Origin of the sequence: Candidatus Angelobacter sp., from assembly GCA_035607015.1 — a bacterium.
Taxonomy (GTDB): Bacteria; Verrucomicrobiota; Verrucomicrobiia; order Limisphaerales; family AV2; genus AV2.
Window position 1 is genome coordinate 1 of record DATNDF010000245.1, and the last position, 16,391, is coordinate 16,391.

At 58.5% G+C, this 16,391-nt stretch carries 15 protein-coding genes; 2 read left to right on the forward strand and 13 right to left on the reverse strand.

The annotated features are described in order from the left end of the window. Nucleotides 1-178 precede the first annotated feature (178 nt). From VN887_09995 to VN887_10015, 5 genes are all read right to left on the reverse strand, one after another. The gene (locus tag VN887_09995; GenBank protein HXT40343.1) at nucleotides 179-1,063 is read right to left on the reverse strand and encodes a sugar phosphate isomerase/epimerase family protein; all 885 of its coding nucleotides are present in this window, start codon (nucleotides 1,061-1,063) and stop codon (nucleotides 179-181) included. Nucleotides 1,064-1,082: 19 nt separating this feature from the next. Then, a complete protein-coding gene (locus tag VN887_10000; GenBank protein ID HXT40344.1) occupies nucleotides 1,083-1,979 on the reverse strand; it encodes a formylglycine-generating enzyme family protein in 897 nt (298 codons plus the stop codon). 36 nt (nucleotides 1,980-2,015) lie between these two features. Continuing rightward, a complete protein-coding gene (locus VN887_10005; GenBank protein ID HXT40345.1) occupies nucleotides 2,016-3,902 on the reverse strand; it encodes a hypothetical protein in 1,887 nt (628 codons plus the stop codon). 216 nt (nucleotides 3,903-4,118) lie between these two features. After that, entirely contained in the window at nucleotides 4,119-4,895 is a 777-nt protein-coding gene (locus tag VN887_10010) for a prepilin-type N-terminal cleavage/methylation domain-containing protein (protein ID HXT40346.1), read from the reverse strand. A gap of 116 nt (nucleotides 4,896-5,011) precedes the next feature. Next, nucleotides 5,012-5,533 carry a hypothetical protein gene (locus VN887_10015; GenBank protein HXT40347.1) on the reverse strand — a complete coding sequence of 174 codons (522 nt, stop codon included), beginning with the start codon at nucleotides 5,531-5,533 and terminating at the stop codon, nucleotides 5,012-5,014. Nucleotides 5,534-5,623: 90 nt separating this feature from the next. On the opposite strand from VN887_10015, the gene VN887_10020 reads away from it, so the two are divergent. Next, nucleotides 5,624-5,788, forward strand: a complete 165-nt coding sequence (locus VN887_10020; GenBank protein HXT40348.1) for a hypothetical protein — start codon at nucleotides 5,624-5,626, stop codon at nucleotides 5,786-5,788. A 226-nt stretch (nucleotides 5,789-6,014) separates the two neighbouring features. Here the strand turns inward: VN887_10020 and VN887_10025 are convergent, their stop codons facing one another. Next, nucleotides 6,015-8,288 (reverse strand): restriction endonuclease, encoded by a 2,274-nt coding sequence (locus tag VN887_10025; GenBank protein ID HXT40349.1) that lies wholly within the window; start codon nucleotides 8,286-8,288, stop codon nucleotides 6,015-6,017. Between the two features lie 433 nt (nucleotides 8,289-8,721). Beyond that, a complete protein-coding gene (locus VN887_10030; protein ID HXT40350.1) occupies nucleotides 8,722-9,297 on the reverse strand; it encodes a hypothetical protein in 576 nt (191 codons plus the stop codon). A 92-nt stretch (nucleotides 9,298-9,389) separates the two neighbouring features. On the opposite strand from VN887_10030, the gene VN887_10035 reads away from it, so the two are divergent. Then, entirely contained in the window at nucleotides 9,390-11,102 is a 1,713-nt protein-coding gene (locus VN887_10035) for an RtcB family protein (GenBank protein ID HXT40351.1), read from the forward strand. A 47-nt stretch (nucleotides 11,103-11,149) separates the two neighbouring features. Here the strand turns inward: VN887_10035 and VN887_10040 are convergent, their stop codons facing one another. The 6 genes from VN887_10040 to VN887_10065 form a co-directional block, all read right to left on the reverse strand. Further along, nucleotides 11,150-11,935 carry a hypothetical protein gene (locus tag VN887_10040; protein ID HXT40352.1) on the reverse strand — a complete coding sequence of 262 codons (786 nt, stop codon included), beginning with the start codon at nucleotides 11,933-11,935 and terminating at the stop codon, nucleotides 11,150-11,152. A 50-nt stretch (nucleotides 11,936-11,985) separates the two neighbouring features. After that, on the reverse strand, nucleotides 11,986-13,476 hold the full coding sequence (locus VN887_10045) for a Gfo/Idh/MocA family oxidoreductase (protein HXT40353.1): 1,491 nt from the start codon (nucleotides 13,474-13,476) through the stop codon (nucleotides 11,986-11,988). 37 nt (nucleotides 13,477-13,513) lie between these two features. Beyond that, nucleotides 13,514-14,497, reverse strand: a complete 984-nt coding sequence (locus VN887_10050) for a PmoA family protein (GenBank protein HXT40354.1) — start codon at nucleotides 14,495-14,497, stop codon at nucleotides 13,514-13,516. Between the two features lie 383 nt (nucleotides 14,498-14,880). Then, nucleotides 14,881-15,030: a hypothetical protein gene (locus tag VN887_10055; GenBank protein HXT40355.1), complete on the reverse strand. Its 150-nt coding sequence runs from the start codon at nucleotides 15,028-15,030 to the stop codon at nucleotides 14,881-14,883. Further along, nucleotides 15,027-15,452: a hypothetical protein gene (locus VN887_10060; protein ID HXT40356.1), complete on the reverse strand. Its 426-nt coding sequence runs from the start codon at nucleotides 15,450-15,452 to the stop codon at nucleotides 15,027-15,029. Before VN887_10060 ends, VN887_10055 begins: the two co-directional genes overlap by 4 nt. Before the next feature lie 70 nt (nucleotides 15,453-15,522). After that, nucleotides 15,523-16,308: a prepilin-type N-terminal cleavage/methylation domain-containing protein gene (locus VN887_10065; protein ID HXT40357.1), complete on the reverse strand. Its 786-nt coding sequence runs from the start codon at nucleotides 16,306-16,308 to the stop codon at nucleotides 15,523-15,525. Nucleotides 16,309-16,391: the final 83 nt, after the last annotated feature.

Consider the following 16,391-nt stretch of genomic DNA (forward strand, 5'->3'; position numbering starts at 1 on the left):
CAGCTTCGCGAGTCCAGCCAGCACCACGGCGAAGTCGTCCGGATCGCTGGCCTTGAGCGCGTCCAAGAATTCCTGAACCGGACGGCTTCCGGCGTTCGTTTCGTAAAACTCTACCGTGAATTCCATCCGAGTGCCACATCAATATTGATGTTGTCCGGCTTGCACAACCAAAGCCGCATCACCACACGGATGCGAGCGCCTTCTCCAAAAACTCCCGGTTCGCCCGCGCGTTGGCGGTCGTCTCCTCGGCGGTGGCGCCGACCTTGACTCCCTCGACCATGATCGGGCCGTTGAAGCCGACGCTCTTCAGCTTCTCGAACACGGCTTTGAAATCCACTTTGCCGGTGCCGAACTGCGACATCACTTCGCCCTTCGGCGCGGCACAATCCTTCGCACAAAAGCCGGTGACGTGTTTCGCGATCGGTTCCAACTCGGCCAGCGGGTCCTTGCCGGTGTAGTAGATGATGTTGCCGGCGTCGTACCAGATTTTGAAGTTCGCGTGCGCAACTTTGTCGAGGCAGCGCAGGATTTCCTCCGACGCGCCGCTGCCGCCGCCGTGCGGCTTGAGGACGAGCCGGATGCCGCGCTTGTCGGTCTGCGCGGCGGCATCGGCCATGAGTCGATAAAAATTCTCGTAGTGCTCCGGTTTGTCCACGCCGAATGTGAGCATGAACTTCAATTCCAGCCGCGCGGCGTTTTCGATCTGCTTGCGCAGGTCGGCGATGTTGTCGGCGAGCGCTCCGTCGGGTTTGAAACGGACGACTGTCATGTTCACGGCCAGCCCGCGTTGCGCGATGCGCTTCTTCAAACCGTCCAGGTATTCCGGTGTGGCCGCGGACAAAGTAAACGCTTCGCCTTTCTGGCCAGTGAGCAAGCCGGTGAGTTTGTAGCCCGCCGCCTTGATGCCATCGAGCGCTTCGTCGTAGCTCCATTTCGTCCACGGACGATTGAAACAGCCGATGGGCCAATTGGGTTTCGCGGCTCCGAAGGCTTTGGTCCGGGAGAGGGCGGCCAGCGAAGTCGTAGCCAAGGTCGCGGTTTGGAGAAAGGTTCGGCGGTTCATAATCTGCAATTCCCTGGACCTACGGGCCGGCAGCCTTTCTCACACACCGGAAGCCATAGATGTCGTAGCCGAAGCAGACGTCGGACTGGCCGGGGTTTTCGTTGTAACGATAGCCGGAGCGGCAGTTGTCGGCGCTGAATCTCCAGGCGCCGCCGCGCAACACCTTGTTCTGACCTTCGCCCGGCCCGCGCGGATTCTCGCGCGGCGATTCCTGATAATAGTCCACCTTGTAAAAGTCGTTGCACCATTCCCACACGTTGCCGGCGATGTCGTAAAGTCCCCACGGATTCGGCTGCTTCTGGCCGACGGGGTGCGGATGTCCGCCGGAGTTTTTGTCGAACCACGCGTAGTCGCCCGCTTTGGTCGGGCTGTCGCCGAAGAAATAAGCGGTCGTGGCGCCGGCGCGGCACGCGTATTCCCATTCCGCCTCGGTGGGGAGCCGGTAACCGCTCGCGTCGAAGTTGCACTGCAAGGTCTTCAAGTCGTAACAGGGCTGAAGCCCCTCCAGCTCGGAGCGCTTGTTGCAGAATCTCACCGCGTCCGACCAGCGCAACTGCTCCACGGGATTCTTCTCTCCCTTCCAGCGTGAAGGATTTGCGCCCATGATTTTCTGAAATTGTTCCTGCGTCACGAGATGCCGGTCCATCAGGAATGAACTGACGGTGACTTCATGCGGCGGCGCATCGGCCTCATCCTTGTCACCCATCATGAACCTGCCGCCGGCAATCTGAACCATCTGCGATTTGGAATCCGTTACCGCAGGAGTCGTGTCTGCGCTCGCTTTCGGCCGTACGTTGGGGGCGCTCGAATTCTGGTCGGACGTTTTCACGACGTCGGTTGAAGGCTCGCGTTCACACCCGACGAACAACGCCAGGACCACTGGAACGAGGAAGGCGACAATGTTAATGCGCTTCATGAATCTCAAAGCCGTTGGTTTTGTGGCGCACTGTCTTCAATAATCCGCCCAGATTTCATAACCATCCGGATTCCTGAGCACCTGCCGGCAGCGCGATCGAATCGCCATTGCCAGTTCCACCGCCTTGGGTTGCTCCGCGCAACCATAGCCTGCCTCCTGGCACAGCTTTCGAGTAATCATGTGACATCGGGCGACGACATAATCCTGGGCGCCACCCGCGCCTCTCCATGCCTTGAGCAATTCCATGTAGGCTTTCAGATTGTTCGGGTCCTTGCTGCTCGTCAGGGCGAGGGTCTGACGCGTGAGATCCTGAACGTATTCCGGCGTTTTCATGTTCTCCTTCTGCACTTCGTATTCCTGGGGGATTTGCTGAACGATTTGTTCGAGATTTTCGAGAAACGGTTTCAGTTCGGGAGCAGCGGCCTTCTTCGCCTGCAGGAATTGGATCATGTCCCCGGCAAAATGCCGGTACTCACCGATCCTCTCCACGTGGCACTCGACGAAATAGTTCATGTCACCCAGAGCCTCCTTGACGTCATCTTTTTTCGCGACTTCCTGGCCTTTTTCGAACAATGCTTGGATCGCTTCCGTGCATCCACAGGTGCAGGCCCGATGAACGCCGTCGCCGCCGCGGCGATGGTGTGTGCGCAGCTTCCGCCCGGAAATGTCGAGGATCGGATCGCACACCGTCCGGCCCAGCGTCGCCTTCATGATCCCGACCGGTGTCCGGACCGAGAGCGGCGTGTTCCGTCCTTCCAGGAAGTAGATGAGCGACTCGCCCTTCGGTGGAACCTTTTTGCCGAGGTGAAAGAACGCGTTGTCGCCATCGAACCAGACCGGGTACTCGTACGAGCCGGGCACGCCGCGCCAGATCTGGCCTTTGGCTTCCTTGAACGCAAACGTGGTTTTCACATCCGCTTCGTCCAACTGGGTTTTCCATCTCGCTGGGAAGGGCCTTTTCCAGTCGCTCTTCACTTCTTTTTCGAGATAGGAAGAGGTCAACCTCTCTTTGTGCCAGATGCCGGGAGCCGTCAATGCAGCCACGTAGATGCTTTGGCCCGGGCCGTCGAAATTGACCGACTCGATGAGACGCTTTCCCTGAGGTTCATTTCCCAACGCGAGACTGACGGGCTTTTCCACCTCCGGCCAGGTCATCACAATTTCAGCGTCTTCACCGGCCAGCAAACCGACGAAGACATGCTCCGCCGGAACATGGATCGAAGCGGCCGAAGTGTGTTCCGCGGCCGAATAGATCAAGTCATCACCGATGAACCCGGGCGCGACGCCGTACTCAATCGGGCTCAGGACGCTGACGCCCTGCACGTGCTCGGCCGGCTTGATCTCCACGATCTCTGTGTTGTCGAAGCTGAACATGACGGAAGCGTCGTCGGCTCCGTTTGCGGAGAACAAAACCTGCAAGGCCGCTTCGTCGTCCGTATTCCGCAGAATCTCCACCCGGCCGATGCGGGCAGACCGGGTCTTCATTTGGCTCGGAACGATCTCCGCGACCTTCCGGGCAGGTCGCCCACCGCTCGCGGCGCCGTCGCCGGGCGCGGCCGGATTGTCTTTGGTGTAAATCTCGATCCGCCCTTTCGTTGAGCGGAACACCGCGACGAGGCTGCGGTTCTCGACAACCGCATCGCCCTTGAACGAGTATTCCATGCCGTAGTATCCCGGGTCCGACGCGGCCTTGGGCGGATCGGCTTCCATCGAGAAAAGCTCGGACGGCACGCGTTTCCAGTCCGCCCGACCCTGAACATCCGCGGCGTCGCTCAGCCTCGCCCCGGTGTCCCAAACAACGACGGTCGAGGCGGCTTCAGTTTGGAGGATCGCCGGCAGGACCAGTGCAGCCACCAACGTGGCGAGGTTCGCCTTGAATTTATAAAGGGAATCGCTCCTCCCGACAGATTGATTTGTCATCATAAACGGTGTCCTCTTCCGAACTCATGGCAGGATTCCGAACGCCAGTTTTTCCATTGTCGCATCGACGGTCCGGCAAAAATGCACATGAATGAACGGCGGGATTCTAGCAGGGTCCGCCGCCGAAGCAAGGAACGGAACGGGACGCGATCTGAATTGAAGGTCAGGAATGCGGGCATCTGACCGACGGGATCCCGGCAGGCCACTTCACCTTTGCGGTCAGTAACGCTGCTCGCGCCAGTCGTCCACGGTCATACGCCGGGTGTTTTTCCAGCCCGCATGCCCATCGAAGAACATGAGGTTGCAACCCAACCCGTGCCGCGCGGCCGCCACCCTGCGCGCACCGCTCAGGACGCGGCCTCCCGAACCATAGGGCAGGTGAGTTGGACTCCAGACGTCGTTCAGGTCGCTCGAACCGATGATGTTTGTGACGGTGAAGACCGGCCGCCACGCGGCGCTCTCGTTGTCGGCGAAATAGATCGTATCGACGGGTTGCTGGACCTTGCTCACGCCGGTCGTGCCCACGACCTCCGAGCCGGTCATGTCCCTGGGACTGCTGAACTGCCAGGAATTGACGACGTAACAGATGACCTGGCGTTTGTCCGGATAACTTGGGCAGGTGTAAACTTTGATTCTGGAGTATTGGTCACGGGTGGCGCTGGTCCCGCCGAGCGATGGAATGAACAACTGCCACCAGTAGGGCGCATTGCCGCGGGGAATAAGCCCCTTGTTATCGTCCGCGTACATGATCATGGCCAGGCCCATTTGCTTCAGATTGTTGTAACAGTAGGCTTTCTTCGCGTTTTCCTTCGCTTTGGCGAGCGCGGGCAACAACAACCCGGCGAGGATGGCAATGATCGCGATCACGACCAGCAGTTCAATCAGCGTGAACGCCCGGGTCCGGCAATGTCTGGTCAGCGTCAACATGCTCGCGATGCTTGTGCTGGATGCGACGCTTATTTTGGCGAAGTCTCTTCCGGATTCAACCACTTTCATGCCGCGATGCGTGCCGCTCCCGAAGGCCAGACGAGTTACCCGGTCCGCAGTCCGGATAAAAGCAAAACGCCCCTCGCCGCTCACGCGGTTGAAGGGCGTTTCTGGCGAAGAATCGTTTACTTCCCGGCGTTGCCGGTGAGCCCGGACTTCTGCAACGCGGCGAATACTTCCCTGTCGTTGAAGTCGCCGGTCACTTCAAACGATCTGGCTCCCTTCATGGCGGTATGGCCCTTCACGCCGGAGACGGACTTGAGCGCCTCGTCCACGGCCGTGACGCATTTGCCGCAACACAGGTGAACACCGTTCACTTGAAGCGATTGCACTTTTTTGCCGCTGGCGCCGGTGCGGCTGTTGATTTTGATCTTCGAATCACTGCTGGTCCCGTAGTAACCGGCCGCCACAAGGGCGTCGGCCGCTTTCTGCACCGTCGCGGTGTTGGGTCCGGTCAGGTCCACCGTGTGGGCATCCTTGTCCACTGCCGCCGCCGCGCCGCTGATTGCGCCGACGGCCTTTTCCACACCGGTGACGCAACTCTTGCAGCAGAGGTGGACATTGCTGATTTTGACCGTCACGTCGGCGGCCCGGGCGGCGAAGCCGAACGCGAGCGCCAGCAGTGCGGTAACGAGAGATATTTTCATAAGTTGTAGGTTAGAGGGTTCGATCAATGGTTTGTTCCTTCAGAGCGCCGGCATCATTCCTTGTGGCGCGACAGAGTCAAGCACGGGATTTTGCATCTGACGATCCCGAGGCGACACCGGGCGGGCAATTGCCTGCCGCACGAAGCCGGGCTGAAGCTGCTCCACGAGCCGCGCGCGCCGCAGGAACTGCCGGTGACGGCGCTCCTCTGCAACGCTCACGGCATCGCGGAATGGAAACTGTTCCGAAACGAATGACAAGGCAGTGCCTTGACCCAATGGAAAAGAAAACAAATCAAACCGAAGCCCGGAACGGGCGAAGGCCCGCAGGGCCGAGTGAGCGGGAGCGAACGAGTCCCAATAGTCCGGGGCAAGCGACGTGAAAACGAGCGCCGCCCTGGGTTCAATAAACAAAATAAAATTCTCCCTCTCCTCGCCAAACGAGGAGAGGGCCGGGGTGAGGAGTCGAATCGAACCGCAGAAACTATTTCTTCACCGGGACTCGGCTTTGCACAAGTAGTCGTGCGAGCGTGCTTTTGTCCACCAGTTTTATTCGGGCGTTCATCTCAGCAAAGTGACGCGCGTCTGCTGAAAAAGTGGAAGCCGTAACCATGACGCCAGCGGAAAAAGAAGGGTCAGCGGTAATCACACCCAGGAGCTTTTGCAGTTCTGGCCTGCCAACGGGGTCTTCTTGTCGCTTGCATTGGATGGCGAGCTTGTCTCGTCCCGTTGGATGATCTCGGATTGCGATAACATCCACGCCTCCATCTCTCGTCTGTTTTGTGCGACGGGCGGAGTAACCCATCCCGGTGTAGAGACGCTCCACTAAATCCTCAAAATCTGTTGCTGAAAGTTGTTGCGGCGTGACTGTGGCCGCATACGCGATTCGTTGTTCGGCCTGAACGCTGGCGGGAACGCCGCGATTCGCCTGAGCCGCTTGAGTCTCGCCAACTGAAGGTCTCGCCGAGTCTTGCTTTTTCGGGGGCGCTTGAAGCCCAAACAATTCAAACAACTCATCCTCTGTCAATCCGGTGCCGTCCAGATTAGATTGCGAATCAATCACTCTGCCAAACAGGTCGCGCTTGCGAGACAGGATGGCTTGGATTCGGCCTTCGATGCTGTTCTCAACCCACAAGTGGACTATGAAAGCGTCCTTCTTTTGCCCAATGCCGAGAATCCGTCCGTTTGCTTGATCTTCGACTGCGGGATTCCACCAGTGATCGAAATGAATCACGTAGTTCGCCACTTTAAGATCGGGCAGACCGACTCCAGCGACTTTGGGGTTGGCGACAAAGACTGCCTTGCTGGCGTCATTCGAGAACGACTCGATGCACGCACGTCGCTGGCCGTCCGTTGTTGCACGCCCGTAGTTGACACAACCGAATCTGCCAAGCCGTTCCGCGAGGAAATCACGACCACTGTCAATATATTGGGTAAATAACAGCACCTTGTCAGCATTGGCTTTTATTTGTTCCAGTTGGTCTGACAACCATTCCAGCTTGGCGCTTTCGCCACTTGGGAGGTGGACATTGCAAAGTTGCTTGAGAGCTTGAAGCTTTGCCAGCGCATGCGTGAGCGTGACGCGCTCGCCGAGCTGTTTTAATTCAGCAACGGACTCGCGAAACGCTTGCTCGTAAGCTTCAAGCTGGCGGCCTTCCATCTCGACAACAACCGACTGATGACGTGGTTCTTTGAAATGCTTGACAACATCCGCGGTTCGCCGCCGCAGGAAGTAGGGTTGGATTTTCCGCTTGGCTGTTTCTTCGCTCTCAAATTCCCTACGGAGCAACCCCGGTTTCAGAAATTCAAAAATTGAAACCAAGTCCTCGACGGAGTTTTCAATCGGTGTCGCCGACAGTCCCCAGCGGTATTTGCACGTTGAAGTCTTCGTCAGGTTGTCGTCTGCCGTTCGCAGAAAGCCCGGCTTGGGAGCGTGTCCGACAACTTGTTTGAGCTTTTGTGCGGTCGCCGTTCCCGCGTTTTTGATGCGCTGGATTTCATCCGCGACGATCAGGCCGAATCCTTTTTCTCCCCGTATGGCTACGATGTCCTCGAAATCACTGACAATGGTTTCGTAGTTAGTCGCGTACACGTGCGCTGGCATCCGCCACATGGTCCGGCGCTCGTCTTTGCTTGTGCTGCGAACAACCGTCAGGCCCCGCCACAACTCCGGCGACCATTTTTCGAGTTGCTTCTGCCAATGTATGAGCAACGGAATTGGGCAGACGACGAGTGCAGAATCAATCTTGCCCGTTTGGAAAAGAAGTTTCATCGCCACGACGGTCTGAATTGTTTTACCAGTCTGGACGCCGTCACCCAACAGCGCGGCTTCGCGTGACGCCAGAAAACGGACGCCCTCCGGCTGGTGCGGAAGCAATTCTGCTGGCAGAAAAACTTGCTCTTGTGTTGTGAGGTCAAACGGTGGCGGTTGAAGCAGGGGCAGCAGTAAATCCCAAACGCTCATCGGCTGTCTGCTGTGGCTTCCATCAGCATTTTTCGTTTCGCGATAACTTTTTCGATAGCCGCGATCCTCTGGTTCGGGTTGTTGAGGCAACGACTGTGATGTTTGCGTCAATTTGAATCCTTCGGCTTTGCGGTAAGCTTTGCCATCGGCTCGCGCCCTGCCAAGCGGCTTGAAAAGATTCCCGGAGATTTGAACTGCTTGTTCGAGTAAATTCAGACAGTCAGCGATTTGCGGGAGAGCGAGCGCCCTGAACTCAACGCGCGACACAAAACTCTCTGCGCGTTGAAGCTCCATCGGATGCAGAAGCGTTTCGGGCAGCTCCAAAAGTGGAAACAACCTCTGCTGAACCGGTACGAAGCAATACTCGCTTGCATTGATTACGCTGACACGAGTTGGTTTCCATTGAAGGTGCTCGTGGGTCGTCGGCACTGATAAGAGCGAGACGATCTGCGAACGAGGCTCGGTGAAAACGAATGGAAGTATGCCGGTTCGACCCGTATTGATCCGGTCAAAGTTGAATATCTGACATTTGGCGCGCTCAGAAAGAAGCCCGACTGTGCCGCCAAGAACGCTGGGGAATCTGTATTCGGATGATTCGAGAAAGCTTAAAGTCGGTGGCGCGAGATGTGGGACTTCGACGCCAGCATTGCGGGCAGGCGATACCGGCACGATCACTTTCGCAATGCCGTAATGAACGCGTCGAAAGATGATGGCAACAATGGACACGCTAACTCGCCAAAACTTTCTGCTGATGCACGTATTCCAAGCCTTTGGTGAGCCGCTCGAACGGTTCAACCAAATCCCATCTGCCGAACAACTCTCGCAACTTCTCTCGCGAGTAATCCATATCGCCAGCGAACTGCCAATGCGCCTCCATGACGATTGGATCAAACTTGCCAGACTCTGAAGCCATAACTAGCGGCTTGGCTTTTTCTGCTCCGTCGCTACTTAACTTCACATCCGCCCCTTGTCGTCGGAGGCGCACAACCGGCGTGTCGGTCTTGTGCCTCAAGTCAAAGAACAGACTTTCTTGAATGATGATTACTTCCGGGTGTTCTTGAACGGCCGAGAGAAGTGGTGCGCCAATCAACTCGACAAGGACGTGTGGCAATAACGTCTGACCGTAGAGCGTCCGCTGCACGGCGTTCGGTTTCACCGGAGCTGTGCAACGAAACTCCAAAGGCTTGCCCCAATCATCGGTGATGAGAATCGCACCTCGATACGATGCGCCGCTGTCCAACTCCATGTATCCCAGAAACGCGATCTTTCCAGGCTGGCCGACGTTTGCTGCTTCGTTCTCCATGATGTCTGCTCCTCTCGTTGGCTGGTTGTACTACAGAGCTCGTTCTAAATCATTTTGGTTTGTTGGTTCTCTGGTGGTTTGCTTTTACTGACGTGAGAGTATGTGAAACGATTGTTTCCGGCAAGCGCGGCTATTTTCGACTCCTCACCCCGGCCCTCTCCTCGTTTGGCGAGGAGAGGGAGAATTATTTTGCGGGACGATTTACCCAGGGTGACACTGCGTTTGCCCTGGGCTATTATCTTTCGCTCCGATGGAGCTTTGATTTGATGAACACCAAAGATTTTCTCCGTCTTGGCGTGCCCTTGGGACCGGCGACCCGCCGCGCGACGGATTTTATTTCCAGATTCATCCTCGGCGGCGGCGACAAAACGCAGTTGGAGCAGGAAGTGAAGGCGATTGTCACCGATCCGTCGGCGTTTGTGGACGATCCGTTGCGCGAGGAATTCACCAGGGCATTGCTCAGTGCGCCGCCGCGCATGAGAATGTTTTCTCCCCAACAACCCTCATCCGGCCTGCGGCCACCTTCTCCCGCTCCCACGAGCGAAGGAGCTCGCGCCGAGCCGGTGAAATATCGGCAGTGGGGCGAAGGTCTGGATCACGAGGCCGTGATGCAGATGGAGAAGGCGTGTCTGTTGCCCGTGTCGGTGGCGGGCGCGTTGATGCCGGACGCGCACGTCGGTTACGGCCTGCCCATCGGCGGCGTGCTGGCCACGGAGAACGCGGTGATTCCCTACGCCGTCGGCGTGGACATCGCCTGCCGCATGAAGATGACGGTTTTGGACATCCCGTTACGCGACCTGGAGCGAAAACAGGACCGGCTCACGCGCGCCATCGAGGCCGAGACACGCTTCGGTGTCGGGGCGTCATTCAAGAATCGCCGCGAGCACGAGGTGATGGACGCGGATTGGTCGGTCAGCTCGATCACGAAACAGAACAAGGACCGCGCGTGGTCGCAACTGGGCACGAGCGGGAGCGGAAATCATTTCGTGGAGTTCGGTTTGTTCACTTTGCACAGCGATCTCACGCACCCCCTCATCCCATCCTTCTCTCCCAGTGGGGGAGAAGGTGTCCGAAGGACGGTTGAGGGGGCGACGCAGCATTTGCCGGCGGGAACTTACGTGGCGTTGCTGTCGCACAGCGGCAGTCACGGCACGGGCGCGGCGGTGTGCGATCATTACAGCAAGATTGCGTTCAGCCAGTTTTCCGACCTGCCAAAGGAGTTGAAACGGCTGGCATGGCTGTCGCTCGATTCTGGGGAAGGACAGGAATACTGGAACGCGATGGAGTTGATGGGCCGATACGCGGCCGCGAACCACGCGTGCATCCATCGTCACATCGCGGAAAACCTCGGCGCGCAGGTATTGCTTGATCTGGAGAACCATCATAACTTTGCCTGGAAGGAACGGTACGTCATCGATGGCGTGGAACGCGAGGTCATCGTGCATCGCAAAGGGGCGACGCCCGCGGGGCGGGATGTGCTGGGCATCATTCCCGGCTCGATGGCATCGCCGGGCTTCGTTGTGAGCGGGAAGGGTAATTCGGATTCATTGAACTCTGCGTCGCACGGCGCGGGTCGCGCGATGAGCCGCAAGGCCGCGAATGAGAAATTCAACTGGAAGGACGTGAACCGTTTTCTCCGCGAGCGCGGCGTGACGCTCATCAGCGTCGGTCTTGACGAAGTGCCGATGGCCTATAAGAACATCCGCGAAGTGATGGCGGCGCAAAACGATCTGGTGACAGTGCTCGGCGAGTTCATGCCCAGACTGGTGAAGATGGCGCCGGGCGGCGAGCGGCCGGAGGATTGAGGACGAACAGGCAGTCGCGCCGCGGGTCCTGTCTGCCAAAAGGGACTTCAGCGCGCCGGTTCCGGTCTCGAATAAAACCCGGTCTTTTTCGTTTCCACCGACGGGCCCCACACGCGGATGTTGCGGACTTTGCCGACGTCGTCAAACGAGCCGAGGCCGATATAACCCGCGCCAAAGGTTTTGTCGGCGCCCACCATGATCGGTTTCGTCATATCATCGAAATAAACCTTGATGCTGCCGTCGCTCAATTTGCGTTCGAGCCGGACATGGTGCCAACGGTTGAGGCCCCAAACGATTCCCGCGGTCGTCTGTTTTGCAATGGCCAGGCGCGGCTCATTGTTCACGATGAAAATATTGTGCGCGTGCGGATCGGCGGCGACAGCCATGTGCACGTAGTAGAGGTGCGCGGGGTCCTGAACGCCGAAGCACATGCACATGTCCTGGTGTGGATAAGGTTCCTTGGTCGAAAGCAGGTCAGCCTCCAGAATGAACTCGCCAAACACCTTGTCGGCGATCAACGCGAGGTTGAAGGGCGAGCGGACGGACGGTTCGTAATGGCTTTGTTGAAAAAGTTCCAACGCGGCGCCGTTGTCGGCCCTGTCGAAGCGCCACGCCTTCGGGTCGGTCATCACAAAATCCCTCAAAGCGGCCGGTTCGTCGCACTTCTGTTCGTAGAGCAGCTTGTAACCTTCCGGCAACGGCCGCTTGCTCCCTTTGTCGAAGACCAGCGCGCCGCCGGAGAGTCCGCTGTCGTCCCGCCGCTTCAGATCGGGCGCCCGGCCGGAAGCGGCGATGAATCCGGCCAGCAGGACCAGCGTGGTAATGTTGTTCATGCGGCTCAAGGTTTCGTCGGCCAGCACAGACGACAGACGGGTTCGGCGGGTCAAACCTTTTCCGGCACCACGAACGGCTTCCGGTACTCGCGCGTCAACAGCTTGTTCGCTTCGTGGTTGCCGGGGAATGTCCGCTGGCGCGGGTCCATCTTCAAAAACTCGCCGAGCGCGACCGGCGTCCGGGCCAGATCCACACCGTTCGCCTCCAGATGGTGCTGCATGCGCTCGAAGGTGCTCGTCGCGTCCCTGTCCGCCTTGATCTTTTCGAGGATCTCGCCCGGCGACGCGTGTTTGCCGAGCTGGTACGAAATGTTGCCGGTGTGGCACAGCGCGCTGGAAATGTAACCGTCCTCGATGTCGGCGTTCAGGTCGCTGACTTTCCGGCTCCGCATGGCGCCGATAAAATTCTCAAAGTGGCTCGACGATCCTTTCCAGTGCTTGACCTCCTTGCCCTCCTTGTCGAAGGCGGTCGCGCTGGTGTAGTCCGGGACGAACACATACCCGCCTTCGCAATGGACGATCACGCAGACACTGCCACCCTTGCCCTTTTCGTCGGACGGAAACCGGTCCATGTCGCCGCTGTTCCAGCCTTTGTCCGTCTGATGCGATTTGTCTTTGGGCAGACCGCGCACTTCAAAAATGAGCGGTGCCGCAGAATAATCGTGGAAAACGATCTGGGTATTGGCCGTCTCACCGTCGTCGTCGTAACCAAGCCGGCCGCCGACGCTCCAGACGCGCGGTGACAGTTCACTCTCGCCGAGGAACCAGCGCGCGATGTCCATCTGGTGGATGCCCTGGTTGCCCATGTCGCCGTTGCCGTAATTCCAGAACCAATGCCAGTCGTAGTGGAAACGCTTCCGGCGGATGGGAGCCATCGGGGCGGGGCCGGACCACAAATCGTAATCCACCTCCGGCGGCGGCGGTTGCGGCGCGCTGACCTTGCCGATGCTCGTTCGCGGTTTGTAGCAAAGTCCCCGGGCGATGTTGATCTTGCCGAGGTTGCCCGCGCGGACCCATTCGATCGCTTCCTTGATGGCCTGGCTGGAACGGCTCTGGGTGCCGGCCTGCACGATTTTTTTGTGTTTGCGCGCCGCTTCGACCATCTTGGCGCCTTCCCAGACGTTGTGGCAGACCGGTTTTTCCACGTACACGTCCTTCCCGGCCTGGATCGCCCAGATGGTGGCGAGCGAATGCCAGTGGTTGGGCGTGGCGACGCTGATGGCATCGAGATCTTTCAATTCAAGCAGCTTTCGAATGTCCGTGAACCCCGCCACCTGTTCGTTGCGCTTGCCGAACTGCTCGATTTGTGTGCCAAGGATCCTTTTATCAACGTCGCAAAGCGCGACGATGCGGACGTTCTTGTTCGCCAGCCCCCGCAATTCGGAGATATGGTCTTTGCCGCGCCCGCCGAAGCCGACGACGGCCACGCGGATTTCGTCGTTGGCGCCGGGCACGCGCGCCCATGAGCAGGCGGGCAGGCTGAACGCGGCGGCGGTGACGGCTGTGCTTTTCAGGAACGTTCTGCGATTGATCGTTTTCATAAAGTGCTCCGCTGCGGTGAGTGCCGAAGGGCGGGATTCATCGCTTTGATTTTGCGTACTCCTCATAGCGCTCCGCGACCTTCGCTTCCTTTTCATCGCCGCGATGAATGTAAAAGCGGTAGCGGAACGTGACGCTCTTACCGGACGGAAGCGTGTAGTTGCCCGCGCCGACGGGTTTCTTTTCAAAGTCATGAAGGCCGAACGGATTGGCGGCGAACAGTCCGTAGTCACGCACGTGCCACCAGGTCGGGTGCCGCAGGTTCTGCGGATGATCGAAGATTGCCACGCCGACGATTTTGCCGTCGACCGGACCATGGTAGTCCACCCAGTTGGCGCGCTTGCCCCAGGTGTCGCCGTCGCGCACGCCTTCGCTGTTGACGATGTGGCCGGTGGGTTTGCCCTGGTTGAATTTGTTCGGGGCGAGCCGCAGGGTTTCGTTCAGGCGTACTCCCATCATGCCTTCCTTGGTGTCGCCGAAAACTACGTCGCCGTTCGACGCGTGGACGGTGACTTCAAAATCGAACAGGCGTTCGTCGTCCGGCCGGCCGTAGACGCGGAGCGTGCGGTCGTCGGTGCAAACCACCTTGCCGTCCGGGCCGACGTACTGGTCCTTCGACCTGACCACGCCTTCGTTACGGCCCGATTTGATCGAGGTGAACTTCTGATGGACCGTCCTGCCCGCTTTCGGTTCCTCGCTCCAAAAATCGATGCCGTTGATGGAACCGTGCTCGAACCAGAGCGACTTCTGGTGCGGATGATCGTGCTGTTCATTGTCGGTGTCCTTCATCGGCCAGTCGCGCGTCAGCGGCAACTCGTCGGGCCCCAGGACCGGGTAAAGAAACGGGCGTGAAACGTTTTTGAAATGATATTCGGTGAACAGCCTGCCGTTGATCTCGATGCGCAGTCGGTCGTCCCGTTGGATGATCTTGACGCCGTCCTTTGCGTCGGCGGCATGCGGCGACAACGCAAGGGCGACCGCCACAACGGGATGCAAAACATTGAGTCGCGAGAAGGCTTTCATCTGGGACATCGCACGTAAACGTATTAACTCATCACCGATGCGGTCAATGCAAAATCTCTGGCTGTCGCTTCGTGATTTACTGAATTCGCTCTGAACCTTCACCGCCTTGCTGGCCAACGTCGCTTCGGATAAAAGACGAGCGCGCCGAGGCCGAGCCCAGCCAGCATGGTTACAATTCCGTAGACCCGCGCTTTCGTTTTGCTCGCTTCCTCTGCCGCCGCCGGCGAGACGTCAGTCCGGGCGCTGGACCGAGTGGGGTAATTGCCGTGCAAAATGACATGCGGCGGGTTCACGATGGCGAGAAGCCCGCCGCCAGATAACAAGCCTGCTAGCAGCAGCAAACTCAATTCCCCTGCAGTGAAGTGTCGCGTCGTCACCTGATTTCAATCGGCGTCATAGGCTTCTTGTCGGTCGCTCTTTAAATCCTCAAACATCGTTTGCACGTTGTAACTACGTGCATTTGAAGTCGAGATCGCCATCCAGGCGGGTCGGGGCGGCGGCCCGGCGTCGCGGAAATAAACCAAAGCGCTCATTTCTTGACGACCTTCACCGCCTTGTCAGCCGGATCAATGACAAATTTCATTCCGTCCGGCGCGGGTGGCGCGCTGTCCATGGTCGAGTTGACGAATTCGGCGAAACTGTCCGGCAGACGGCCGTTTTTCTCAATGTACATGCGGAGTTTGACAGTCAGTTGGGCGTGAATGGCGCCTTGCAGTCTTTGCTGAATGGGTTGGGCGGCTTGTGCCGGTTGAGCCTGCGCCGTGCGAGCAGGATGGGTTGCGGAGTCTGCCGGCGTTGCGGGTGCAGCCTGGTTGGTGGGCAGAATGTACTGAGACTCGATCTGCGCGGCCTGTTCGGGCGCGAGTTGTGGTTCACTCGCGGCCGGGGCGGCTTTTTTGCCGCATCCGGAGAGCAGCCCCGCGCACAAAATAAATGGGATGAACTGGTTCGTCATGTTCTTCAACACCGTCGGCCGCGGATGGGATCCCGGCGGTCGCCTTCCACGCCTGCCGGAACAGCCGGCGCTAACGCGTCGGATCGTAGTACTCCGGGCGGCGCGCAAGATCGTCCCGAATGGTCCCGACATGGCTGTCTGCGAACGTTATGTCGCCCTTCTTGTTATGGCGGACGGTGATTCTGTCGCCCGGCGACAACCAGCGGCCGTCGTTGATGATGCTCGAGCTGCCGCCGACATCCGGACTTTCGCCACGCTTGTGAGTGGTTTGTTCCTCGGCCAGCATCACTTTGTCCGTGGGACGCACGACTGAAGTCATCTTGAACAGATAGGCGACGGGGCTGTTCACAGACCCCTGGAAAATTGAGGCCATCCCCAGATTCCTGGTGCCCGACAAATCCTGGCTGGTGAGCGAATAGCTGTAGTTATACGGCCCGTTCGCGTCACCCGTCCGGCGTTCACTGTCGTCCCGATCAAGCGGGCAGCGGAACAGGTTGCTGGTGACGGAGCCGATGTGCACCGCGATCGGGCTGCTTTGAATGGGTGGATAAGCTTTCACGTTTGTCCGCCAGTAAATCCAATCTTCCTTGTGATAGCCGTAGGTGTTGCGCGACGCCGTGCCGGGGAACGTGTCCGTATTGTCCTGCAGGTACATCATCATGCCGTAGCCGAGCTGTTTGAGATTGTTCAGACAATAGGTCTGGCCAGCCTGCGCCTTGGCCCGGGCCAGCGCGGGCAAAAGCAACCCGGCGAGAATGGCGATGATAGCGATCACCACCAAAAGTTCGATCAGGGTAAAACCCGGCCAGACACCGTTTCCGGCGCGGGGCTCAAAAGTACGGGCACGAGTTTTCATACGCGCTTCAATGAAACCGACGTTTCGGTTGAGGGTTGGACGAAGGCCTTTCTAGCCATCGCTGCAATCGCGCAGAAGTTCTT